Consider the following 24,243-nt stretch of genomic DNA (forward strand, 5'->3'; position numbering starts at 1 on the left):
GCCTTTCATTTATTAAGGAAGTTTGATGCAAAATAGCTAAGGTTGCTAGGGATTGTTTCGCGAAAACCCGCCCCCATTGTTCCCGGATCGACGCCAATCCAACCACAAAAACGTGATTAAAGGCCCTTAAACAACAAAGTCACGTCACCTTTTAGCCTAATTTGAATGACATTTCCTGATGCCAAGCACGACGGATCTTCCCGTCTATTTATATGTTTGAAAGCTGGATGTGATATGGGCAACGAAAACGCAGCAGAGATTGGCGCAGAGATCAGCACCGACGAAGATTTCGTCGACGAGTTGAAACCGGGTACGCAACTGATGCACGGCCAATATACGATCACAAGCTTCCTGAATGCGGGGGGGTTTGGGATTACATATTTGGCGATAGACAGTCTTGACCGGAAGATCGTCATTAAGGAATGTTTCCCTGGTGCGTTCTGCCGTCGCAGTCGGTCGATTGTACAAGCACGGTCTCGCGCGCACCAAAAAGAACTGAAATCAATGGTTCGCCTGTTTGTGCAAGAGGCCAAGAGCCTAGCCAAACTGTCCCACCCGAATATCGTGGGTGTGCATCAGGTCTTTGAAGATAACGATACTGCCTACATGGCGCTCGACTTTGTTGAAGGTCGCGACATGCTGGACACGATGGATGATCCGGATGCGAACGTCGCGCCGTCATTGATCAGAACGATGTTGATCGAAATTCTGGGCGCTGTTGGATTTATTCACAGCCAAGACATCCTGCACCGCGATATTTCACCAGACAACATCCTGATCGGCCAAGACGGCCATCCGGTTTTGATCGACTTTGGTGCTGCGCGCGAAGAAGCGACGAAGCAAAGCCGTGTGCTGTCTGCGTTGAGTGTGGTCAAGGACGGGTATTCCCCGCAGGAATTCTACATCGCTGGGTCAAACCAAAATGCGTCGTCGGATTTGTATGCGCTGGGCGCGAGCTTCTACCACTTTATGAAGGGTGATACCCCGCCGAATTCACAGGCTCGTTTGGCCGCACTCGCGTCAGGCGACAAAGATCCGTACATCCCGCTGAAAGGCGCGATTGAGGGCTATGACGACAATTTCCTCGCGGCGATTGATAAGTCGCTTGAGGTGCTGCCAAAGAACCGTGTTCAATCTGCGCAAGAGTGGCTGGATATGATCGACGGCAAGCATTTGCCTGCGCCTGTTGTTGCAGCACCGACGGCCAATGTGGCCTCTGCGGTTGCAGCGACGACGGAAGCGACACAGGGTCGTTCTAAGGCGTTTATCCTGATGGCATCCGCTGCTGCGATTGCTATTGTTGGTGTTGGCGTGGCGTTTTCGGTTGGTGCATTTGATACGGCTGAAAAAGCTGAAGTGATCTCGGCACCTGCTCAGGCGGAAACGCAGACATCGGAAGCCGCGTCGGTACTGGATGCTGAGGCAGATGCTGCAGCTGAAGCGCTAGCCGTCGCCCAAGCCCAAGCTGATGCCGCAGCGCAAGCCGCTGTTTTGGCTGTAGCTGAAGCTGCGCAACCACAGACGATTACGCTGGTTCCTGCGACGGCTCATACGCCTAAGCCGCCTACTGACATCGACGACGCGCACAACATGCCTACAGTCAGAAACGGTGCGCCTGAAAAGCCAGTGGCGACAGTGAGCGCGTCTTTGATCGATAACGATATGGTTCACTTCGCAAGCTTTGCTTCCCTTGGCAAAAGCGCCGACTTTGAGGCTGATGCGTTCGGAATGACTGAAACGGTGCCTGCTTTTGCTCTCGGCAATGAAATCGTGACGAAGCCTGATTTGGACGATTCAGTTGTTCAGTCGAGCTGGACTGTTGATCTGCCGTTTAACGCGTCATCAACATCATCCCGCGTGATCGGAACCGTTGATCTGGAAGCCCCAAGCTGGGCGAACGAAGGCGTTGAAATTGACACGGTCAATGGCCGTTCCATCGTCAATCTCGATGGGATTGAGGGTGCTTTGCAGACCTCCGTGAAACTGGCTGACGAGACCGAGTTGCAAGTCAACTTCGGCATTCGCGACACAGCGACCGGCGTTCGGACCGAGCAAAGCTCTGTGATGCCAATCATCCAGAAGACCGAACTGTTAAATGGTCTTGGATTTGAAACACGACGCGCTGATGACACATGGGTCACAACCGTCACCGATGTGCCTGATACCGCAAACACTGATCTGAAAGTCGGTGATGAGGTTGTGGCGTATATGCTGACATCCGAGTTGGTGAATGACCGGACGTCTCTCAAGGCGATCATGAATCGTGAAATCGCAGACGGCACTTCGCTATTTAGCTTTGCTGTGAACCGTGACGGCGTGATGTGGATTACATCGCTCGATTACACCGACAGCGCACAATGACATCAGCCTGTGCCCAACGAAAAAACAAGAGGTAGTTCCAATGAAATTTTTGAGTGATCTATTTAGCCGCAAGCGCGTGGACGCCAAACCAGCCGATGCACCTGTTGAAAACTTTGCCGATATCACAGCGCATGCTGATCAGGTTCGCCAACAAGTTAGCACAAGTGCGGTACTCGACAACGTCAGCGAAAAAGTCACGGCGAAAGCCCCCAAAGCTAATATTTGGGACACTGACGAAGACTTGCCGCCTGTTGCTACTCTGCCAGAAATGCGCCCAGCTGCGGCCCCTGCCCCTGCAAAAGCGCCATCACGTGCACGCCGGACCAAAACACGTCTGATCGGTTTTGAAAGCAGTTCCGGTGTAGTTGATCTGTTCGACAGTACACCTGCTGCTGCACCGACAAAGCGCGCGAAGTTTCCTGTTGGTTGGGCGATTGTTGTTGATGGACCAGGTCGTGGCGAATGTTTCTCGTTGGAAGCAGGCATGTCGCAGATCGGTCGTGGCGAAGATCAGGCGATCCAGCTTGATTTTGGCGACAACGCGGTGTCCCGCACCAATCACGCGGCTATTGTTTACGACTCTGAGACCCATAGCTTTTTGTTGGGACACGGCGGCAAAAGCAACCTTGTGCGCCTGAATGACAAGCCAGTGATCAGCAACGAAGACCTGAAAGACGGCGATATGATCCGTATCGGTGAAACGACGCTGCGCTTTATCCCACTGTGTTCGCCAGAGTTTAACTGGGCCGACCAAAAATCCAGCGAAGAGGAGTCTGACGATGTGGCGATCGCCTGAACCACGCTACGACGTAGCGTCTGCGCTCTGCCAGGGCGGCCGTGACTATCAAGAAGATGCGATTGTTACCGACTTTCCGTTTGGTTCCGACAGCGGTGTTGTCGTTCTTGCTGACGGTATGGGTGGTCATGCGGCTGGTGATGTTGCCTCGAAAATTGTTGTCACAGAAGTCTTTAGCGAGCTGAAATTCCAATCTGCGAACTTTCACGAGTTTGAAAAAGACATCCCGTCGATGATGATTGATGCCACTGCTGGCGCAAACGTCTGTGTCCGCGATCACGTCCGTGACAATCCTTTGACGCGCGGTATGGGCGCCACGATGGTATCCCTCGTGATGGTTGAAAACCGGATGTTCTGGATGTCGGTTGGCGATAGCCCACTGTATCTGATGCGCGGTGGTAAGCTGCGTCAGTTGAACGAAGACCATTCAATGGCGCCGCAAATCGACTTTATGGTGCAATCGGGTTTGATCGACGCTGATGTGGCGAAGAACCATCCAGATCGTAACTGTTTGACCTCTGTGATTTTGGGTGACCGGATTGCAAAGTCCGACTGTCCGAATGATCCGTTTGGCTTGGAAATTGGCGATATTGTGGTCGTGTCCTCAGACGGGCTTCAGTACCTTGATAACGACGTGATCCAGAAGATCCTGCACAAATACCGTCGTCGCAAAAGCGCCGAGATCGCAGGTCATCTGTTGGAAGCGATTGAAAAGCTGGGCGACGTCGATCAGGACAACGTGTCTTTTGCGGTGATCAAGTTGAACCACAACAAGCCAATGGACCGCGCAGTTCGCGTGAAACCTACGGATATCGTGGACACGACATCCCCGAATATGACCCGTGTTGTTCATCTTGATGATGCAGATGACACCCAAAAAACGGGTGTGGCTGCAAATGGCGAACCAGCGTTGAAACTGGTTTCTGGAGGGAAGTGATATGACGACAGTACGCGCTGCCGCTGATCAAGTTTATCAGGTGTTAAATGACGCGCTGTCGGTGGGAAAGATTCCTGCCGACACCGCTGAAACCGCACAAGCGCTGCTGACGCGTTTGCGGGACCCGATGCGCGTGACCTTGATGGGTTTCCCGAAGACCGGGAAATCCACGCTGGTGAACCTGTTGTTAAATGCGACGGTTGTGCCGGACGGGATCAGCCTGCCGACGACCCTATACGTGCACGGTGAAAAACCGACGGCTGTTCTGACGTTGACTGATGGCCGTCTCGAAACGCTAGCCGAGGCCGATCCGTTTCAGATTGCCGCTGCTGCCCCGATGTATGTCGAGGTATCGCTGCCCCTGCCCGCGCTTGGGCGGATCAGCATTCTAGAGGTCGTCGCCCCCGGCGTGCTTCAGGATCAGCAACGCGCGATGCATTGGGCCGCGAAGCGGACCGATCTGGCGCTTTGGTGTACGGATCATTTTGATACATCCGAACAGGCGCTTTGGGATACGATGCCCGATGCGATCAAAGACAACGGTTTTATGCTGCTGACCCATGCGGATCAGGCGCTGGCCCGTGGTCATCTGGAACAAACTCTGACTGATGTGCGCGAGAATCACGCCTATCAGTTCAACAAAATTCTGCCCATTGCGACGCCAGTTGCAATTGCTGCTCGCAAAGCTGACGGCACCGTTGATAAAACGATGATGCAGAAAAGCGGCGGCTCTGCCCTGATTTCCGCGATCCTGCGTCAGGTCGATTCGCGCCTGCAGGAAACTGTGGATCAGGCCGAAATCTTGGTCGAAAAATTTAAAGATGCGGTTCCGCAGGCGGTCTCTGCCCCGATCAATGTCGTGGAAATGAAGACAGCGCAGCCGGTCAATATGGCCGACGCTGCGGCGAAGCTTGCGCCTCGTCCGGATGTGAAATCGAAACTGATTGCGCTGACGCCGTCGCAACCTGCGCCGAGTGCTATTCCGTCGCCAGAACCTACTGCCGAAGCGCCAAAGAAGCCTCGGGTTGGGTTTATGCCAAAGGCTCGCGGCGCTGCGATTATTCCGCGTGCAAAGTCAGAGACATGCGACGCCTACGATCAAGCAATTGCGCATTTGACCAAGCAAGGCCGTGCGTTGACCCAAGATATTGCGGCCCACGACGCGCTGTCGCCTAACGATCTGATGACCGCGTCCGTCGATAACATCATGTGGCTGAGCGACTATCTTGAGGATCTCGCGATCACTGGCGATCCTGTGTTGGAAAAAACCCGTACACGCGCGTTGGACGCCGCCGAATTGGTGCAGCTGATGCAGATCGAACGCAACGAGACAGCGGCACTGGATGCGCTGAGTCTGGTGATTCAGTTGAAGCGTGACCTCGAATCCGAAATCGCGCTAAGCCGGCACAGCAGCCGCACTCAGGCTGCTTAAAATAAAGGGCTTCGCGTGCGGCAAACGACAATCGTTCAAGTTTTAAGCGAACTATTGCCTTAATTTCGCCGCGCACGACTGTTTCTTTAGACAGATCAATTGAGGGTTTTGGCCAGTATTTGGCCCAAACCAGAGCGAGCGACCCGCACAACGTGGGCAGGAAAGAACGTGAATATGGAAGAGTTGACCAACAAACCGGGTGAAGTGACCCAAGCGTCACAACCTGGATTCATGCGTATTGGCCTGAATAAGTTAGAGGCCTACCACGAAGAACTCGGCGATCTTGAGGACACCCTTTTCGACATCGAAAAGGTTGGTGGCCCCGAAGCCGCAAAGAAGGCGCAGAAGCTGGTTAAACAGCTGCGTGCTTTTGAGCCCAACATCACCATGATTGGTCAGATCAAGGCCGGCAAGACGTCGCTTGTGAACGCGATGGCTGGTCGTCCGAACCTGTTGCCTGCGGATGTGAACCCGTGGACATCCGTGATTACATCCTTGCACCTGAACACGCCAATGGCTGCTGGTGCGCCGCGCGCGTCGTTCCAATTCTTTGATCAAAACGAATGGGACCACCTTGTTGAGAACGGTGGCCGCATCGGTGAATTGTCGAGCCGCGCTGGTGCCGACGAAGAAATGTCCAAAGTCCGCGAACAGATCGGGCAGATGTACGAAAAGACCCGCGACCGTCTGGGTCGCAAGTTTGAAATGCTGTTGGGTCAACGGCACAATTACGCCGAACTCGATGATGATCTGATGCAGCGTTATGTCTGCATGGGCGACGATTTCGACGAGATTTCACAAGCGGAACAACAGGGTCGCTTTGCCGATATTACCAAATCCGCTGACTTGTATATGGATGCGTCGTTCTTGCCGATGCCGCTGTGTATCCGTGACACGCCCGGCGTGAACGATACCTTTATGATGCGCGAGCAAATCACGATCAAAGCCCTGCGCGATAGCCGGATTTGTGTCGTCGTATTGTCAGCTCATCAGGCGTTGTCGTCGATGGACATGGGCCTTATCCGTTTGATTTCAAACGTGAAAAGCCGCGAAGTTGTGATCTTTGTGAACCGCGTTGATGAATTGTCCGACCCTGCGAACCAGATCGATGAAATCCGCGCGTCCATTATTCAAACATTGGCCGACAACAACGGTCCGAAGAATTGCGAAGTGCTGTTTGGCTCGGCTTATTGGGCGAATATGGCGCTGGGCGGTGATCTGTCCGAGATCGTTGATGACAGTGCGAGTGCCCTGTTCAGCTACGCCGAATCGGTCATTGGTGATGACGCCACGGACATGGACCCGTTTGAAATGGTTTGGCAGCTGTCGGGTTTGCCGCATCTGTACAACGCGATTTCCGAACGGATCGCCGAAGGATCAGGCGCAGAGCGTTTGCAGTCGATCCGCAAGAGCGCGCAAAACCACGTCGGTGGCCTGCGTGCGTCCAGTTCGCTTGTCTCGATGCGCCTTGAGGGTGGCAAAGTGAAGACGATGGATGAAACGACGCTGACCGCGCATCTGGACGCGATTGACGCGAAACACATTCAAAAGCTGAACGATGGTCTGAACGAAGTTTTCACCAAATTCAGTCGTCGGATCGATCAATCTAACAAACGGTTCTTAGACCGCGCTGTTGAGACATTGATCCAACACCTTGAAACGAATGGTGAAAACGAGATTTGGCAGTATTCGCCTGATGGTCTGCGCATTCTGTTGCGCACCGGATATCAGGTGATGAAGAAAGATTTCACCGCGATGTGTAACGCCACCTTTGGCGATGCTGCGACTGATTTGACTGACCTTTATGGTCATGCGTTTTCTGTCGATGTCGATAACTTTACTGTCGCACCGCCGGATGCGCCGACTGTTCCTGCGCCCGTTTCTTTGGGCCAGACTATTGCGCTAGACCTACAAACGTCTTGGTGGAAAGGCTGGTGGCAACGTCGCAAGGGCTATCGCGCCTTTGCTAGCAACTTTTACGAGTTGATCGAGGCTGAAACCGCCCCAATCGTGGACGATTTAAAGCATCGCCAACTTGATGACATTCGCCAAACCGCCCTTGGTGAAATGGCCGATTTTCTTGCTGAACAACGTGGGATTTTGACTGATATCGCTGAGAAGTCCCAGATCGGTCTTGATGATCTAGAGGGTCTGTTCGGCATCACGGCGCAACAAGAGCGCGAAGAATTGTTCGACATCATTTTCGAAGACCTCGCGATTGGTGACGAAAGCTACGACTTTGAAACGACTAAGATTTCTGGAGGTGCTGCCGCATGACACATTCGACTTCGCTGAACCGTAAGCCGCGTATCGCACTTATGGGTGAGTTTAGTGCTGGTAAAAGTACACTATCGAACCTGTTGCTGGGGTCACGTCCTCTGCCTGAAAAGGTGACGGCAACACGCCTGTCCCCTGTTTGGATGGCGGCTGGATCACAGCCCCCGTACCGTGTCGATATTGACGGCACCGAAGAACTGATTTCGCTCGCTCACCTCGAAGAAATTGGCGTTGAAAATACTCGTGTGATCCGCCTGTTCTTTGAGAGCGATATTCTTGATGTCTGCGATCTTATTGATTTTCCAGGCATTTCTGACCCGAACATGTCAACTGACGTGGTCGACCGGATGTTGGACGAAGTGGACGCTGTTTTGTGGTGTACCCATGCGACACAAGCGTGGCGTCAATCCGAAGCCGCGCTTTGGGCGCAAATGCCCGAAGCTGTGCGCAAACGGTCAATTCTGTTGATCACGCGGTTTGATAAACTGACGACAGAACGCGATCGCAACCGTGTCTTGGCCCGCGTGAAACACGAAACCAAAGGCCAGTTCGGGGCAACATTCCCGGTGGCATTGCTACGCGCTTTGAATGCTGGCGAAGACTACGATGCTTGGGAAGAAAGTGGTGCCGCCGCGTTCACCGAACACCTGATCGAGATGGTTCAAGAACTGACACTGGCCGTCGCGGGTACAACAGAATCGCTCTATGTGTCCGGCGACAATATTGCTGAACCTGTGGACGAGGCCGAACCGACCGCATTGCTGCTGACTGATCCGGTTGTTGCGGGTCGTGACCCAGAGGCTGAAGCTGTTGTTCCGCGCCGTGTTAGCCCGCGTCGTGTATCGGCCGCTGATGGCACGGGCCACACAAGTCGCCCGTCTGCGTCGCGTTCGGTTTTCGGATCGGATGATCTGGATTCTGGTGCCAAATCCCAGATTGCGTCTTAAACATCACGCCCACGTCGCAGTCCCTTTCCCTGTGCGCCCGAATGTCATAAAAGGACTTTGGGTGTAACGGGATAGAGTGCGCAAGATATGGCCTCAGAAGAATTGGACGCGCTGCACAGCCAGTTTCCGCAGTGCGAAACGCTCGCATTTGCAGACTTGTCTGCTGATATGGTTTTGGTCACGAACACGGATGCGCCGCAGCAACGCGAGGCGTTGAATGCGTTATGTGCAGATGCCGCGAAAAGCCTTGGAAAACCCGGTAGTCCGAATTTCGGCGACGGGCAAAGCGACACAGCCTTGATTGCTACCCGCGAAAGGTTGACCATCTTTTTACGGGCAAGCGGTGAACCAGCAGACGTCTTGTGTTGCATTTGCAAGCCGACCATCGACGTGTCGGCGTTTCTGGCTGCCGCACGCCCGACGTTACAAAAAATCAGCAGCGGATCGTGACGCACCCGCTGCTAGACTACTTTTAACATGATGCAGGATCACCTTTGTGATGGATAAACAGACACTTGCCCAGAAATTGGCCGCTCTTTCATCCGCTGGCGAAAGCTTTGAAAACGGCCTGCGCGTCGTGTCTAATGGGGTTGAGCCGCCGATCCTGACGGCGATCCTGACCGAAGTTGACATGACCGTTCTGCCCCGCAAGTTGTCGTTCCGCATGAATGGCTCTGAGATTTCGTTAGTCGCTGGTGGCCGCCGTCTACGCGGTCTGGTCCAAGCATCCAAGGACATCAAAGGCGTGATGGGCGTGATCGGTAAATCTGTTTCACATGACGCGCCCGACGTCGTCGATGGCCTGCACAGCATTATCGCCCAATTCACTGCGACCGCTGGTCAGATGACGGTGGTTAGCGAAGATCCCGACGTGATGGGTGGTCAGTCCGACGCTGGTCTTACGGCGCAGAGCCTTGCTGACCATTGGAAGGTCGATCTGAACCCTGAACCACTCACGCCGATGATGGCGTTCGCGCGCGATTGCGGTGATCTGGTTACGGCTTGGGTCGTTCTTAAGGACAAATCTGAAAACCGGACTGGTGGCGATGGTGCGAAACTCGCTGTTCTGCGTGATACAATCGCCGAGAAATGGTCGACGTTTTCGGATTCAGTTGATCAGTTGGCTGGCGACGTTGGCTTTATTTGTTTGAACGATGCGCTGGGTGAAGCAGGGTCCGTGGCTATTGCCAAGAACGGATCAGAGGCCGCGATTTTGTGCTATGCATCTGAGAACATGGCGCAATTGCATGGTGCTTGGGGCAAAGCCGCACTTTGATGCGCGACTGCCGCTGCACGACCTAAAGACCCCTTATCAAAGCGTCAGGTTTCGCCCTTAGTCTGGCCTTAAAATCCACATAAATTTTTGTCAAATCCAGCGTGGACCGTCACGATTTGAGACGGGTTTACGAGAGAACCGCCAAGAGATCGCATAAGCGACCGGGCGCTCGTTTCAGGAAAAGTGGAGAATTTGAGATGGCTTTGAACAAGAAAACCGCGGGTCGTATTGCCAACCGCGCATTGATTACATTTGCCGTTGGCGCATTGCCGATGTCTGTTTTGGCCAGCGAGATCACACTGACTTCTGACGACGGGACCGTGAACCTTGTCGGCGAATTTCTTGAATTCAAAGACGATGCTTATGCCATCCGCACAGGGTTGGGCGATCTTTGGGTTGCCGCATCCAAAGTCCGCTGCGATGGCGATGCTTGCCCCGTCATTCATACTGTACCCGCCGCCGACATTGTAACCACTGACATTCAGATCGCTGGGTCCGATGCTGTTGGGCTCGGTATGATGCCAAAGTTGATTTCCGGCCTTGCCACACATCTGAACGTCAAAGCATCAGTCGCTGCGGATCAAACCGACGGCGTGATGCTGACCAGCTTGGTCAGCGATGGTGTGATCGGCAATTATCACGTCACATCGACGTCCTCTGGCGATGCCTTCGCGACCCTGCTTGATGGAACCGCCCAGTTTGGCATGTCGTCCCGCCGTATTCGCCCCGAAGAAGTTACCGCGCTGCGTGACAGTGGCGCTGGCAATATGATTGCGCCTGGTCAGGAACACATCATCGCGGTCGATAGCCTCGTGGTCATCACGCATCCTGACAACACAGTTCAGCAGATTTCGTTAGAGCAATTGCGCGATGTCTATTCCGGTAAGATCACCAATTGGTCTGAGTTGGGTGGCGACGATGCCCCGATTGCCGTCATTGGCCGTGAAGCTGGGTCCGGCACGCGGGACGTGTTTGAGGCCCGCATCTTTGGCGATGACGAACCGACGCTTGTTGATGGTGCAATGATTGTGGACGACAACAACAAAGTCGCCGCACAGGTCAACGCCGATCCTACTGCCATTGGTTTTGTCGGTTATGCGTTTCAGCAGGACGCCAAGCCGCTGACGCTGATCAACGAATGTGGAATGGCGATGACGCCTGACGCATTCTCGGCCAAGACCGAAGAATATGCGTTGCAGCGCCGCCTTTATCTCTACAATCGCGATGAAGTGCTGGACGCCTCTGCCCAAAGCTTTGTCGATTTTGTTGTGTCGCAGGACGCTGATGCTGCGATTACGGCCTCTGGGTTCATTGATCTCGGGATCAATCGCCGTGCGCAACCTGCCGACAGCGCCCGTGCGCTTGAGTTGATTGATCACAGCGGTGACGATTTTGAGAATGGTGTGATTGCACAGATGTTAGAACAGATGGATGGCTTTGATCGTCTTTCGACGACGTTCCGTTTCAACACCGGATCGTCCCGTCTGGATGAACGCGGGGCTGCTGACATGGCACGCCTTGCCGATTATCTCGCCACACAGCCTGACGGCACAAAGGTTCGGTTTGTCGGGTTCACTGATGGTGTTGGCCTGTTCACAAATAACCACGTGTTGTCCCAAGGTCGTGCAACGCAGATGATGGCTGAGCTTCAGGAATTTGCGGGCGAACGTTTGGCTACGCTTGAGATGGATGCCTCTGGATTTGGTGAACTCGCGCCAACCGCCTGTAATATCAGCGAAGACGGTCGCGCGATTAATCGCCGCGTCGAAGTGTGGATTGAGTCGATCAAAAGCTGACCCGGAATACGATTCTGACCCACGTTAAAAATGCTAAAGTCACCGCCGGATTAACGAATCTCTGGCGATGCATGCATACGCATATGCCAAAAACATAGGCATTTAAGGCAATTACCACCCAATCTCGACACGTTTTAGGCGTATTCGGAACCTTCTACACAACTGTACCTGCTCTTTAGGTCAGGTCGGCCCCTGCTGTGATTGCTTGCCCCTGTTGGCAGGCTTAACCAGAAGTAGATGCCAACCTTCTGATCAAGTTAACGGTCTATTATGTATACTGACGACAAAAATTTCTCTGGTACTGTCAAATGGTTCGATCCCGCAAAGGGCTTCGGTTTCGTCGTCGACGCCGAGTCTGGGAAGGAAGTGCTACTGCACGTCAACACGCTGCGCGAGTTTGGCATCAACACGATTGCGAAAGAAGTCGTGGTGGATTTTATTATTGAGGGAACAGAGCGCGGTGTTCGCGTTGCTCGTGTCCTCGAAATCCGCCAACCGAACGATGTTGTCACTTACGACGACCTGACGACTGAAGAAAAAGACACGCTTGAGCCGGGCTGTGTGAAGTGGTTCGATTCCGTTAAAGGTTACGGCTTTGTTATGTTGTTCCGAACCAACGAAGAGATTTTTGTGCACGCAGATATTCTGCGTAAATTTGGTATGGGTGAATTGTTTCCTGGTCTTGCCGTTGCTGTGGTCGTTGACCGCGGCGACGCGCAAAAGCAGGTTGCTGTGATCCAGCCGTGGAAATTTCTTACCTAAGACCAGCAATCCCTTGCCAGATCAGCCGCAGTGCCAGCGCGATCAAAATCCAATTCAGGACTTTGCCAAAGATTGCGTCGTTCATCCGGCGTAAAACTTGCCGCCCTAGCAGTGTGCCAAGTAGCCCTGTCGCGATCATAATCGCCATAAAACCAAGCCACGGCCCAAATGCGAATCCCAGCAAGCCAAAGACGATCACCTTTAACAGGTGTTGCAGTGTCATCAGGATCGCTTGGGTGGCGACATGGGCTTCGCGCCCTAAACCAAGCGACCGGACGAATCCCGCGACAAAAACCCCAGTCGCGCCAAAGAACATCGTCAGAAAGCTAGAGATCATCCCCGTGACCCACGGCCACCGCGTCAGCCACCCCGGCGGTTTACGCAGTACGGACCAGATCACAAAGATGCCGACGCCGATTTGCACAGCGCTTGGCGGTAGATCCACAACAATAGCACCGCCGATCGAGATGCCGATCACACCACCGACCCCAAAGGCCATAACGGGCGGCCAATAGGTGTGACGCCCCATGACAATTGCACGGTTCACGTTGGACCCCAGCTGGATCACCCCGTGCACAGGGATCAACGCGACTGGCGGTATAAGCGTGGCCATGAGCGCCAACAGTATCATGCCGCCGCCGATGCCCAGCGCCACCGTAATGAACGACCCGACAAAGCTGGCGGCAAACAGAAATGTTGCGATTGCAGGGTCTAAGCCTGCGTAAAAATACGTCATTCGCGAACTGTAGGCGGCGTTGTTGACCAACACCAGCACCCGTTGTGGCGAAATGCAAAAAGCGCTCCAGTTTTCACTGGAGCGCCATTTTTGTCTTACAGGTAAGTCGCTTAGACGATGTCGAGCGTCATAACCTTTGTCCAAGCTGCGACGAAGTCCGCCTTGAATTTGTCTGCGGCATCAGCGGATGCGTAGACTTCGGCCACGGCCCGCATGACAGAGTTGGAACCGGCAAGGATATCTACTGATCTCGCTGTCCATTTCAACTCGCCTGTTGTGCGGTCTACACCCTCGTAGCTGTCTTTGGACGTGGCTTTCCATTCGGTGCCCATGTCCAGCAGGTTCACGAAATAGTCGTTGCTCAACGTACCTGGCGTATTAGTAAAGACACCGTTCGCAGACCCGTCGTAGTTGGCCCCCAATGTACGCAGGCCACCCAGCAGAACAGTCATTTCCGGCGCTGTCAGCGTCAGCAACTGTGCTTTGTCGACCAGCATCTCTGCCGGCGTCCGCTGCAATGTCGCACCGTTGTAATAGTTGCGGAAGCCGTCTGCTTTTGGCTCTAACCAAGCGTAGGATTCAACATCAGTCTGCTCTTGCGTCGCGTCAGTCCGGCCCGGTGTGAACGGAACGGAAACGCCACTTGCTGCTTCAACAGCCGCGCAACCACCCAGAACGATCAGGTCGGCAAGCGATACAGGGTGACCAAATGACGCCTGAACACCGCGCAGGGCATCCAGTGTTTTTGCGAGTTGCGCAGGGTTGTTTGCTTCCCAATCTTTGGCAGGGGCCAATGCGATACGGGCACCATTGGCACCGCCACGCAAATCGGACCCACGGAATGTAGAGGCAGACGCCCAAGCGACAGACACCAATTCAGCAATCGACGGACCAGACGCGAGAATTTTCGCCTTCAGGTCAGCAATATGCACGTCGTTGATCAGCTCGTGATCGACAGCGGGCACGGGATCTTGCCACAGCTGCGGCTCTGCTGGTTTATGGTCACCCAGACCGCGCTCGTAAGAGCCCATGTCGCGGTGCGTCAGTTTGTACCACGCTTTGGAGAACGCTTTTTGGAAGGCGGATGGGTCTTTGTAGAACCGCTCTGAAATCTCGCGATAGATCGGGTCTTCTTTCAGTGCGATATCCGCTGTGAACATAGTCGGGACGTGCATTTTGCCAGCAACATGTGCGTCTGGTACGGTTTTTTCGCCGCTCTTTGGATACCACTGGTGCGCGCCGCCTTGGCCTTTGCCCAGTTCCCATTCGAGCCCCATCAGGTTGTCGAAGTACCCGTTGTCCCATTTGATTGGGTTGTCTGTCCAAGCCCCTTCGAGGCCAGATGAAATGGCGTGCTCGCCTTTGCCGGATTTGTATGTGGATGTCCAACCGATGCCTTGGTTTTCCAAAGGTGCCGCTTCTGGTTCTGGACCAACATATAGACCCGGATCAGCAGCGCCGTGACCTTTACCAAAGGTGTGACCACCAGCGGCAAGTGCAACAGTTTCCTCGTCGTTCATCGCCATACGGCCAAACGTGTCACGAATATCACGCGCAGAACCGAGCGGATCGGGAACGCCGTTTGGTCCTTCTGGGTTTACGTAGATCAAACCCATCTGAACTGCGCCCAATTCGCCGATCATCTGACGGCCTTCAGTATAGCGTTCGTCCTCGAGCCATTCGGTTTCTGGACCCCAGTAGATGTCTTCTTCTGGCTCCCAGATGTCTTCACGACCACCGGCAAAGCCCATGGTTTCAAAGCCCATTGTCTCAAGTGCAACGTTGCCCGTCAGGACCATCAAATCGGCCCAAGAAATCTTAGCACCATATTTTGCTTTGATCGGCCACAGCAGACGGCGCGCTTTATCAAGGCTTACGTTATCAGGCCAAGAGTTCAGCGGCGCAAACCGTTGGCTACCAGACCGTGCACCACCGCGACCGTCACCGACGCGGTACGTCCCTGCGGAATGCCATGCCATGCGGATGAAGAATGGACCGTAGTGACCATAATCGGCAGGCCACCAGTCTTGGCTGTCGGTCATCAGGACGGCCAAATCGGCCTTCACAGCATCAATATCCAGCGTTTTGAATTCTGCGGCGTAATCGAAATCGTCGCCCATTGGATTGCCCTGCGGCGTATTCTGATGCAGCATTTTCAGGTTCAACTGTTCAGGCCACCAGTGCTGGTTTCCCGTTGTCCCCTTAGCACTTTGACGGTTTACACCGCCCAAAACCGGGCATTTGCCTGCATTTGATTTATCGCCGTCCATGGCTCTACTCCGCTGTTGATGTCTTATTCACGCACTGCTTAGCAAAGTTTTAGAATTAGTTTAAGTTGAATATTCTGATTGCGACGATAAGTATGCCTTATGATAAACGTCACCTTAAAGCAGTTCCGCTACTTTGAAGCGCTTGCCCGGCATGGCCACTTTGGTCGTGCCGCAGACACATGTGCAATATCGCAGCCCGCATTGTCGATGCAGATCAAAGAGTTGGAAGAAATCCTAGGTGCGCCGCTGTTTGAACGTAGCGCCCGCCAAGTTCGTTTGACCGGCTTTGGCGAAGACTTTGCCGTCCGTGTACGAGAAATTCTGCGCGGCGTCGAAGAGCTGGAAGATTTGGTGCGTATGTCAGGCGATCAAATGGCGGGTCGTCTGCGGATCGGAGTGATCCCCACGATTGCGCCCTATTTGCTGCCCAGTATCCTGAGGCGATTGTCCGGCACTCATCCAGAGTTGGACATTCATGTCCGCGAAACCACGACGCCGCGACTCGTCCAAGAATTGCAGGATGGTCAGATCGACACGGCAATTGTGGCGCTGCCTATTGCGGAATCGTCCTTTACGATTGCCCCATTGTTCACCGAAGATTTTGTCCTCGTGCGTCCCGAAAAGGATGCAAACGAAGCGGTCCCGCATATCGATGACCTACAAACCATGCGCTTGTTATTGCTCGAAGAAGGGCACTGTATGCGCGATCAGGCGTTGTCGTACTGCGACAGGCAAACAGCCCGCGCGCGCGACGGATTGGACGGCAGTTCGCTGTCTACGCTGGTGCAACTGGTCGGCGCTGGTATCGGCGTGACCTTGATCCCCGAAATGGCCCTAAGCGTCGAGGCAAAGTCTGCCCCCGTTTGCGTCACCCGATTTGGCGGAACACAGCCTACCCGTACCATTGGGATGATCTGGCGCAAAACAAATCCACTGGCGCAACAATTGGTACAGATCGCAGAGGTGGTCAAAACGGCGGCGGGCAACGCGAGACTTGCAAAAGCATGACGCATTCTGGTGAAGTGAAAACATAGCACGCGCTGTTTGATTTCATCTTCACCGTTCAGGATTTCGCCCATGTCCACCGACCCGCTTTTGCAGCCTTATCAGTTGAAACATCTGACGCTCAAAAATCGGGTGATGACGACAAGCCACGAACCTGCCTATCCCGAGGATGGAATGCCCAAGGGGCGGTATCGCGCTTACCATGCCGAGCGGGCGAAGGGTGGTGTTGCTCTGACAATGACCGCCGGTTCCGTCGCTGTGTCGCGCGATAGCCCGCCGGTTTTCAACAACATTCTAGCGTACAAGGACGAAGTCGTGCCGTGGGTGCGCGAACTGACTGATGCTGTGCATGAACACGGTGCAGCCTGCATGATCCAGCTTACGCACCTCGGACGCCGCACGAATTGGAACAAGGGTGACTGGCTGCCTTCGGTCGCACCTGGCCATGACCGCGAACCGGCCCACCGCGCCTTTCCCAAAAAGATGGAAGACTGGGATATCGCGCGTATCATCGACGATTACGCCACCGCCGCTGAACGGATGAAAGCGGGCGGCATTGACGGCGTTGAGCTGTATGCGGGGGGTCATCTGTTGGACCAATTTTGGTCGCCTCTGTCGAATACTTTGCAGGGGCCGTACGGTGCAGACACGTTGGAAAATCGGGTCCGCATGACGCTGGATGTGCTGACTGCGATCCGCAAACGCGTCGGGTCTGAATTCATCCTCGGCGTGCGCGGCACGGTGGACGAGATGCAAAAAGGCGGCATCACCGCCGAAGAAGGCGTTCAAATCGCCACTATGTTACGCGACAGCGGCATGGTTGATTTCTTTAACGTTAATCGCGGACGTATTCACACCGATCCGGCCATGACCGATATGATCCCCGTCGCGGGTATGCGCAGCGCACCGCATCTTGATGTGGCTTCCGAAATTCGCAAAGCGACGGGCCTGCCAACATTCCACGCATCCCGCATCCAAGACGTCGCAACCGCGCGTCATGCGATCGCCGAAGGTCACCTTGATATGGTCGGAATGACCCGCGCCCATATGGCTGATCCCCACATCGTGCAAAAGATTTTGAGCGGTCACGAGGCGGATATTAGACCCTGTACAGGGGCAAATTACTGCCTCGACCGGATTTATCAGGGAGGCATGGCGCTGTGCATTCACAACCCTGCGACGGGTCGCGAGCAAGACATGCCGCATAAGATCACTCAATCGGACAGGCCGAAAAAGGTTGTGGTGATCGGCGCTGGTCCCGGTGGTTTAGAGGCTGCCCGCGTCGCAGCAGAACGTGGTCATAGCGTGGTGCTGTTCGAGGCCGCAGATAAGGCTGGCGGGCAAATCCGTCTGACCGCCCAAACGCCACGTCGCGTAGAAATGATGCAGATCATCGACTGGCGCGTCGCGCAATGCGAGGCGTTGGGCGTGACGATCCGGTATAACTCCTTTGCCGACGTGGATGACATTACCGCTGAAGCCCCTGATATCGTCATCGTGGCGACTGGTGGCATGGCCAATGTCGCGCTGTACGAAACAGATCGGGACGCCGAAAATGTTGTGTCGTCGTGGGATATCCTTTCGGGCGATGTAGCCCCCGCCGCGTCGATTTTAGTCTACGACGAAGCGGGCGATCATGCGGGGTTGCAGGCGGCTGAAATTGCGATGAAAGCAGGCTCTAACGTTGAGATTATGACACCTGACCGCACATTTGCACCCGAAGTGATGGCGATGAACCTGACGCCGTATATGCGCGCATTGCAGGCCGATAATGTGACGTTCACTGTGACCCACCGCCTCAAATCCGTAGCGAAAGATGGTAATAAATTGATGGCCACTATCGGCACCGATTATTCGGATCGTCTGACGACCAAACATTACGATCAGGTCGTCGTGAATTACGGGACGCTGCCGCTAGATGACCTATATTTCGACCTGAGAGAGCTGTCCTCAAACCGTGGCGAACTGGACCACGACGCTTTTATCAATCGCGCACCGCAAGCAATTCACACCAACCCTGATGGTACGTTTCAACTGTTTCGCATCGGCGACGCAGTGTCCGCTCGAAACACGCATGCCGCGATTTACGATGCGCTGCGGTTAATGTCCTGCGCCTAGCACGCCTTCGACCGACGCGTTTGTGGCTGCCACGATCCGAGCCTGATCAGAATGAGGGATTACAGCGGCTTGATTGCTACGAAGATATAGCGCTAATTCGTAACGTTTGTACCGATGCTGATGATCTGCGGTATGATTTGCGACAGCGCACGATCCCAGCGTGTAACCGGTTGTTGTGCAACAAAAACAGTATCATCGGGACGCAACTCAAATTGCGTCGCCAGTGTGAAATTTGCAGCGTTTCGCAGATCAAGTTGCCAAGCCGTCACAGCGCCAAATTCACGCGGATGGGTCGAGCCGCGCAGCACATAGACTTGGCTCACGTCGCCAGTCGACGACGCGATGCCGCCGTTTTCGAACAAGGCGTCGGCCAGCACGGCGCGGCTTTCATATGGCAACGGGAACCGACCCTGTTGGCCGACTTCACCAGCGAGATAAACATACTCGCGATTGTCCGCGCCTAAGTCGATGCGTGATTGGAAATTCTGGCGGGCTTCTTGCAAGTCAGCGCGGCGTAGGCCGATTTCGAGTTGTAGTTCCTGAAGTGCGGATTGCCGATTGCTTTGGCGGACATTCGCGATGGTCAGTTGCTGTTCGAAATACTGTTGAGCGCGATCCAGTTCAAACTCGGAATCCACGAACAGCACGTCGCCGTCTTGCAAGCGCGTACGGGTCAGTTGGCTGTTGGCGTAAAGCTGGGCAAGCGGGATCTGAAAAAGACTGCCATCGCGGTAAAGACGCACGGACGCAAAATCGATGTCGCTCACTGCAATGCCGCCTGCGCGGGCCAGTGCCTCGTCCAAATACAGGGGAACTAGCGTCACAGGTACAACCGTCGGGTTCGAAACAGAGCCGCCGATAGACACGCGCTGCGAGTTAAACTCTGCGATTTCGAGGCTGAAATTCGGGTCGATCTGGTTGCGAACAAGCTCTTGAAACAGGCGTGCTTCGGCGTCTTCAATGCTGCGGCCCGCTATGTCGATCCGGCCAACGTTTGGAATGTTGATCGTGCCGTCGTCTTGAACAGTATAGCCTTGGCGAGAGTTCTGGGCGGCCAAAAGTCCCGACAATTCCGCGACGGTGTTGCCTGTCGCAGTCGGGGTCGATAACAACACAACATCGCCAACACCAATCTGGTAGGGCTGGGTTGGCGCGTCGGGTGGCAGGCGCAGCGTCAATGATTGCGGTGCGATTTCAGGCTGCAACGGCGCGTCGGGCAACGCCCCGGTTCCGCGAATTGCACCACCAGCGCCAGCCGTCTGCGAAAAGATCGCGGGCAATGCTGTGGGCGTGAATGGGGAACGGTTCGCTTGCACGACGGTCTCTGCTGTCACGGGAATAACGCGGACGTTTGTGCCTTGGCCAGCACCAGCAATCACGTCAGGTGTCCGGTAAACAGAACCGCAGGCCGCCAGCCCCAACACAATCACAGCCATTCCAAACAGACGCACTCGCGTACTCCTCATCTCATTATTTCGTATGCTAAAGCGCTTTAATTTGCGCAAAGCTATATCAAATCTTGCTATCTGATCTAGTCACCGGACTGATCAGTTCGAATAATACTGCGCCCCATAACCCGCATACGCGCCATAACTGCCGCCGTATCCGTATTTTTTCATTCCAGCCGCGTCGACTTGGCTCAGGATCAGACCTGTGACCTTTTGGTTCGCGTTCTGGATCAAGCGTAGGGACTCGTCGACCTGGGGACGCGATGTGCTGTCCCATTTCACCGAGAACAGAGTCGCGTCGGCGACTTGGGCAATGATCCGCGAATCCGGAACGATCAGAACTGGGGGCGTGTCGATAATGATCGTGTCGTAGTTTTCACGCTGCGCCGCGATAAATTCTTTGAAGCGGTTAGACGAGAAGACATCAGCGGCGTTCGCGCTGGTCTTTTCGCCAAAGATCACATCGAAACCTTTGTCAGCGAAGTGCTCGATCACCTCTTCGGCGCGTTTATCGCCCGACAGAACAGATACGATGCCGTGCGTTGGTTTGGCATCAAAATATTGGTTCAGGGTGCGGCGGCGAATGTCGCCTTCGATCATGAGGACTTTTTGGCCCATTGAGGACAGGTTTTGCGCCAAAGCGAGTGAGTTTGTTGTTTTGCCTTCGCCTGGAATAGACGACGTCGAAACGATAACTTTTGGCGGATTATCGAGGTTCGACAACATCACCGACGTCCTCAAATCTCGTACAGCTTCCGCTGCGGCCGACGCTGGTTTTGAGATTAAGTAATCCAGCACTTTCATACGCTTACGTGCCGGGATTGTCGGGATCTGACCGATAACAGTGACGCCGGTGTGTTTTTCCAACTCGCCCGCAGTTTGAAAACCGTTTCGCCTGCTAGCCCGTAGCAGAACCGCCCCGACACCCAACATAATGCCGAGAATACCAGACAGCGCAACGATGCGTGATTTCTTTGGCTCGGATGGAACACGTGGAATGACCGCATCGGATAAAATCCGGCTATCCGCTTGTTGAATGCCTTGTTGTGCTGATGTTTCTTTGAGGCGTGTCAGGAAGTATTCGTAAAGCAATCGCGTCGCTTCGGCCTCTCGTGTCAATTGCTGCAATGCGATCAAATCACGACTTTGAACGGCGATCCGTGCTTCGAGGTCTTGCTCTAACCTGTCCAATGCCGTGATCTGCAAATTCGCGCTTTCAACGTTTTGTTCGGCGCGCAGGAAGAGCGCATCAAACCGCGCATCAAACGCGGCGCTGCTGCGTGGATCGGACCCGACAGTTTCAGCCAGACGACGCAATTGCGGATCGTTCGACGCGGCAACCTTATCAGCGAGCGATGTGGCGGATTGGTAGGCAGCGAGCGCCTCGTCAAAATCGCTGAGCGTTTCGCGTGCCTCGGCAGATCGTTGGCGTAACTCGTTAAGTTCCAATTCGGAATCTTTGATGATCTCAAGCGAGACCAGATCAGTTCCAGCGTTAAAATCTGCAATCGCGCCTTCGGCATCTTCAAGTTCTATCTTCAACTCGGACACACGGTTGCTCAACCATGCCGTCGCCTGCTCCATCGCCTCGAATTTCACATTCACCTGATTGATGATGTACAGTGCTACAATCGTATCGGCGAGTTCAGCAGCCTTTGTCGCGCTTTCGGACTCTGCTGTGATACGGAACACCAGCGACCCGTTGATGTTTTGCGCGGTCGTTTTATCGAGCAATGTATCCACTGCTGAATCAAGTTTGCGTTGCGCCACGACATCGGCAGGTAGATCGGCGTCGGGTGCGGGCGGGTATTCGCCCCCCGTCGCACGAATGGCTAATCCTTTGATAAAACCAATCGTGGCCGATTTCCAACGGTCGCTTTTCGTTTCGGGCAACAAGCTGCTGTTAAATTCGGGGTCGTTGGTCAAATCCATACGATTGACGACCAATTCCATTAAGCTGCGTGCACGCAGCACTTCTATTTCGGACTTTACCCCTGTTGAGTCACCTGATGCACCGCTCACAACACTTTGCAGGTCAAGCACGGGCGATTGTTGATTCGTCTCAAGAATAACAACTGATGTTGCGCGATAAATCGGAGTTGAGGCAAAGTATGCGATATAGATGCCAATAAATGCAGCAATCACGAAAAATAGCGCGATTACCCATTTTCCCAACCAAACAGTTCGCATCAAGGCGAACAGATCAATCGTGTCATCATCAATATCTTCGACAAAACGCTTTTGATCCAAAGACTTATCCGCTTCTTGGTTCTGACTAACAACTGCAATGCAGGATTGCGGTTATGTCTGCTTATTTTTTGACAGGCACCGCTAAATTAGCGTTAGAAACAGCGGGGAAATTCCCGCGCTTCAAGTCACCGTAATTTACCGTGTCCTAATAGGCATTTTCGATAAAAACAAGCACTCTAAGGCTTTGATTTAAAGATGCGGCATGATAAGCAAAATTAGAAAATCTGGAGAACCCTAATGAACACTAAAATTATTCTTTCTGCACTCGTTCTTTCCCTCGGCGCAGCACCTGCGTTTGCTCAGTCCACAACAGTCGTTGCACCTGCAGGCACTGAAGTTGCCGTAGTTAGCCCCACTCCAACTGCAGTAGGCGTTGCTGTTAATCCCGGCGCAATTGGAACAGCTGTTCCGGTCACCGGCTTTACGCCTGTTGCTGGCGCTGCTCTTGCCGCGGCTGGTCCATTGGCGCTAGGCCTTGGCGCAATCATCGCAGTTGGTGCAATTTCGGGCGGTGGTAGCTCTAGCGGCACAAACGGCACAAACTAAGTTCACACCGAACTTTAGATACACTTCCTTAAGGGCCGTGGTTTCGACTGCGGCCTTTATTTATTTGTCAGCGTCAAAGCTTTTTAATCAATGCTAACCACTTAATCCGATGGGTCCTGCCCGAGGTTAAGCCATGCGATCAATCCGCATGCAATGGAACTGCGCGGCTCACCACATGACAGATCGTCAGGCTACGGTTTTAACGATTAGCAAAAGACAACCAAGCACCACAGTCATGTGGGATTAGGTTCTGATCGGCATGAAACGCGCCTATGCGCCACCGCGACAGACAACGGTCTGGATTGTGCGCCAAACGATCCATGCTTCTAGGCGCAGAGATCGATTTCCAATGTAATACAAGTCGGCGGCAACTTTGTTGCGCGTCGCCTCAATACCCTCGGCATAACCCACTTCGGTCTGCGCATACCCACTGATGCCAGGGCGGACGGAGTGCCGTTCTTTATAGCCCGCGACTGTTTCGACGTATTCGTCTGCATGCACGATATAATCTGGACGCGGCCCCACGAGGCTCATGTCGCCTCTGATAACGTTAATGATCTGGGGGATTTCATCCAACCGCGAGCGGCGCAAGAAATCGCCAAGCCGCGTAATGCGGTGCGTTTCCAGAGGATCATCCGCGCCACGTTCGATAATGTCAGCACAGGTCATGCTGCGAAACTTGATTGCGCGGAATGGTTTGCAATCACGGCCCATGCGCGTTTGCACATAAAACAACGGACCAGCATTCTTGGAGGGATTGGCCAACAGCAGCACCAAAGACGTCACGATCATGACAGGTGCCAACAGTAGGCACATGACGATATCAAACGTCCGCTTTGCTGCAAAGTAGGTCAAATTTGGTACGGTTTTAGGTGGATCTAGACGCCGCGATGCTGCAGTTGCAGGGCCAGAGTCTGATGTGATCGCAAAAGTTTCGATCGACTGATGCTTCACGGTAGCCCCCAAGAAAGTACTAACAACTAGATTACTGAAATTCGCAAATCGATTTAATCCTATTAGGTGTTCATAGCGAAGCATTCGGACATACGCAAATGAATGATTTAAGACATATCCAAGCTTTTGATAAGTCGATATAAAAGTCTACTTTAAGATACCCACAGTTAATAAACCCTACTTTAAAGTTTGTTAAAAAACTATTCAAACGAACACGCGAAACACCGAGTATTCCCGCCTGTTCGTTAACGAATTCCGCGTCCAAAAGCAGCGCTTAATTCGGGAAGTGCTATAAAACTAACGGTTAAACCCATAACGATTAGCCGTTAACA

The 24,243-nt window shown here is 53.8% G+C and carries 18 protein-coding genes; 13 read left to right on the forward strand and 5 right to left on the reverse strand.

Annotated features, from left to right (window positions below; all coding sequences use genetic code 11):
* Window positions 1–234 precede the first annotated feature (234 nt).
* The 10 genes from FHS72_RS04055 to FHS72_RS04100 all read left to right on the forward strand — a co-directional run bounded on the left by FHS72_RS04055 (window position 235) and on the right by FHS72_RS04100 (window position 12,584).
* A complete protein-coding gene (locus FHS72_RS04055; protein WP_183525957.1) occupies window positions 235–2,361 on the forward strand; it encodes a serine/threonine protein kinase in 2,127 nt (708 codons plus the stop codon).
* A 40-nt stretch (window positions 2,362–2,401) separates the two neighbouring features.
* Window positions 2,402–3,157, forward strand: coding sequence for an FHA domain-containing protein (locus FHS72_RS04060; protein ID WP_183525960.1), 756 nt, complete (start codon window positions 2,402–2,404; stop codon window positions 3,155–3,157).
* Window positions 3,141–4,094, forward strand: coding sequence for a PP2C family protein-serine/threonine phosphatase (locus FHS72_RS04065; RefSeq protein WP_183525962.1), 954 nt, complete (start codon window positions 3,141–3,143; stop codon window positions 4,092–4,094). Before FHS72_RS04060 ends, FHS72_RS04065 begins: the two co-directional genes overlap by 17 nt.
* Window position 4,095: 1 nt before the next feature.
* Entirely contained in the window at window positions 4,096–5,526 is a 1,431-nt protein-coding gene (locus FHS72_RS04070) for a hypothetical protein (protein ID WP_183525965.1), read from the forward strand.
* A 174-nt stretch (window positions 5,527–5,700) separates the two neighbouring features.
* On the forward strand, window positions 5,701–7,803 hold the full coding sequence (locus FHS72_RS04075; RefSeq protein WP_183525968.1) for a dynamin family protein: 2,103 nt from the start codon (window positions 5,701–5,703) through the stop codon (window positions 7,801–7,803).
* Window positions 7,800–8,750, forward strand: coding sequence for a dynamin family protein (locus tag FHS72_RS04080; RefSeq protein ID WP_183525971.1), 951 nt, complete (start codon window positions 7,800–7,802; stop codon window positions 8,748–8,750). The genes FHS72_RS04075 and FHS72_RS04080 overlap by 4 nt, the downstream gene beginning before the upstream one ends.
* An 87-nt stretch (window positions 8,751–8,837) precedes the next feature.
* Entirely contained in the window at window positions 8,838–9,200 is a 363-nt protein-coding gene (locus tag FHS72_RS04085) for a hypothetical protein (protein WP_183525974.1), read from the forward strand.
* Window positions 9,201–9,249: 49 nt separating this feature from the next.
* On the forward strand, window positions 9,250–10,026 hold the full coding sequence (locus FHS72_RS04090) for a hypothetical protein (RefSeq protein ID WP_183525976.1): 777 nt from the start codon (window positions 9,250–9,252) through the stop codon (window positions 10,024–10,026).
* Between the two features lie 197 nt (window positions 10,027–10,223).
* Complete coding sequence (locus FHS72_RS04095) at window positions 10,224–11,822, forward strand: phosphate ABC transporter substrate-binding/OmpA family protein (protein WP_183525979.1); 1,599 nt, start codon at window positions 10,224–10,226, stop codon at window positions 11,820–11,822.
* 270 nt (window positions 11,823–12,092) lie between these two features.
* On the forward strand, window positions 12,093–12,584 hold the full coding sequence (locus FHS72_RS04100; RefSeq protein ID WP_183525982.1) for a cold-shock protein: 492 nt from the start codon (window positions 12,093–12,095) through the stop codon (window positions 12,582–12,584).
* Here the strand turns inward: FHS72_RS04100 and FHS72_RS04105 are convergent.
* Window positions 12,577–13,320 (reverse strand): sulfite exporter TauE/SafE family protein, encoded by a 744-nt coding sequence (locus tag FHS72_RS04105; RefSeq protein WP_183525985.1) that lies wholly within the window; start codon window positions 13,318–13,320, stop codon window positions 12,577–12,579. The two genes, FHS72_RS04100 and FHS72_RS04105, sit on opposite strands and share 8 nt — an antisense overlap.
* A gap of 110 nt (window positions 13,321–13,430) precedes the next feature.
* Complete coding sequence (gene katG / locus FHS72_RS04110; RefSeq protein ID WP_183525988.1) at window positions 13,431–15,590, reverse strand: catalase/peroxidase HPI; 2,160 nt, start codon at window positions 15,588–15,590, stop codon at window positions 13,431–13,433.
* 99 nt (window positions 15,591–15,689) lie between these two features.
* Here katG and FHS72_RS04115 point away from each other — a divergent pair, with 99 nt between their 5' ends.
* Window positions 15,690–16,598, forward strand: a complete 909-nt coding sequence (locus tag FHS72_RS04115) for a hydrogen peroxide-inducible genes activator (RefSeq protein ID WP_183525991.1) — start codon at window positions 15,690–15,692, stop codon at window positions 16,596–16,598.
* 69 nt (window positions 16,599–16,667) lie between these two features.
* Window positions 16,668–18,713 carry an NADH:flavin oxidoreductase gene (locus FHS72_RS04120; RefSeq protein ID WP_183525994.1) on the forward strand — a complete coding sequence of 682 codons (2,046 nt, stop codon included), beginning with the start codon at window positions 16,668–16,670 and terminating at the stop codon, window positions 18,711–18,713.
* Window positions 18,714–18,805: 92 nt separating this feature from the next.
* On the opposite strand, the gene FHS72_RS04125 is transcribed toward FHS72_RS04120, so the two are convergent.
* On the reverse strand, window positions 18,806–20,164 hold the full coding sequence (locus FHS72_RS04125) for a polysaccharide biosynthesis/export family protein (protein WP_425511104.1): 1,359 nt from the start codon (window positions 20,162–20,164) through the stop codon (window positions 18,806–18,808).
* Window positions 20,165–20,260: 96 nt separating this feature from the next.
* Window positions 20,261–22,411, reverse strand: a complete 2,151-nt coding sequence (locus tag FHS72_RS04130) for a GumC family protein (RefSeq protein ID WP_246414469.1) — start codon at window positions 22,409–22,411, stop codon at window positions 20,261–20,263.
* Between the two features lie 237 nt (window positions 22,412–22,648).
* Here FHS72_RS04130 and FHS72_RS04135 point away from each other — a divergent pair, with 237 nt between their 5' ends.
* Window positions 22,649–22,957, forward strand: a complete 309-nt coding sequence (locus FHS72_RS04135; RefSeq protein ID WP_183525997.1) for a hypothetical protein — start codon at window positions 22,649–22,651, stop codon at window positions 22,955–22,957.
* Between the two features lie 270 nt (window positions 22,958–23,227).
* Here FHS72_RS04135 and FHS72_RS04140 read toward each other — a convergent pair whose 3' ends face one another.
* Window positions 23,228–23,911 carry a sugar transferase gene (locus tag FHS72_RS04140; RefSeq protein ID WP_343042651.1) on the reverse strand — a complete coding sequence of 228 codons (684 nt, stop codon included), beginning with the start codon at window positions 23,909–23,911 and terminating at the stop codon, window positions 23,228–23,230.
* Between the last annotated feature and the right edge of the window lie 332 nt (window positions 23,912–24,243).

Origin of the sequence: Yoonia ponticola (assembly GCF_014199395.1) — a bacterium.
In the GTDB taxonomy this organism is placed as follows: Bacteria; Pseudomonadota; Alphaproteobacteria; order Rhodobacterales; family Rhodobacteraceae; genus Yoonia; species Yoonia ponticola.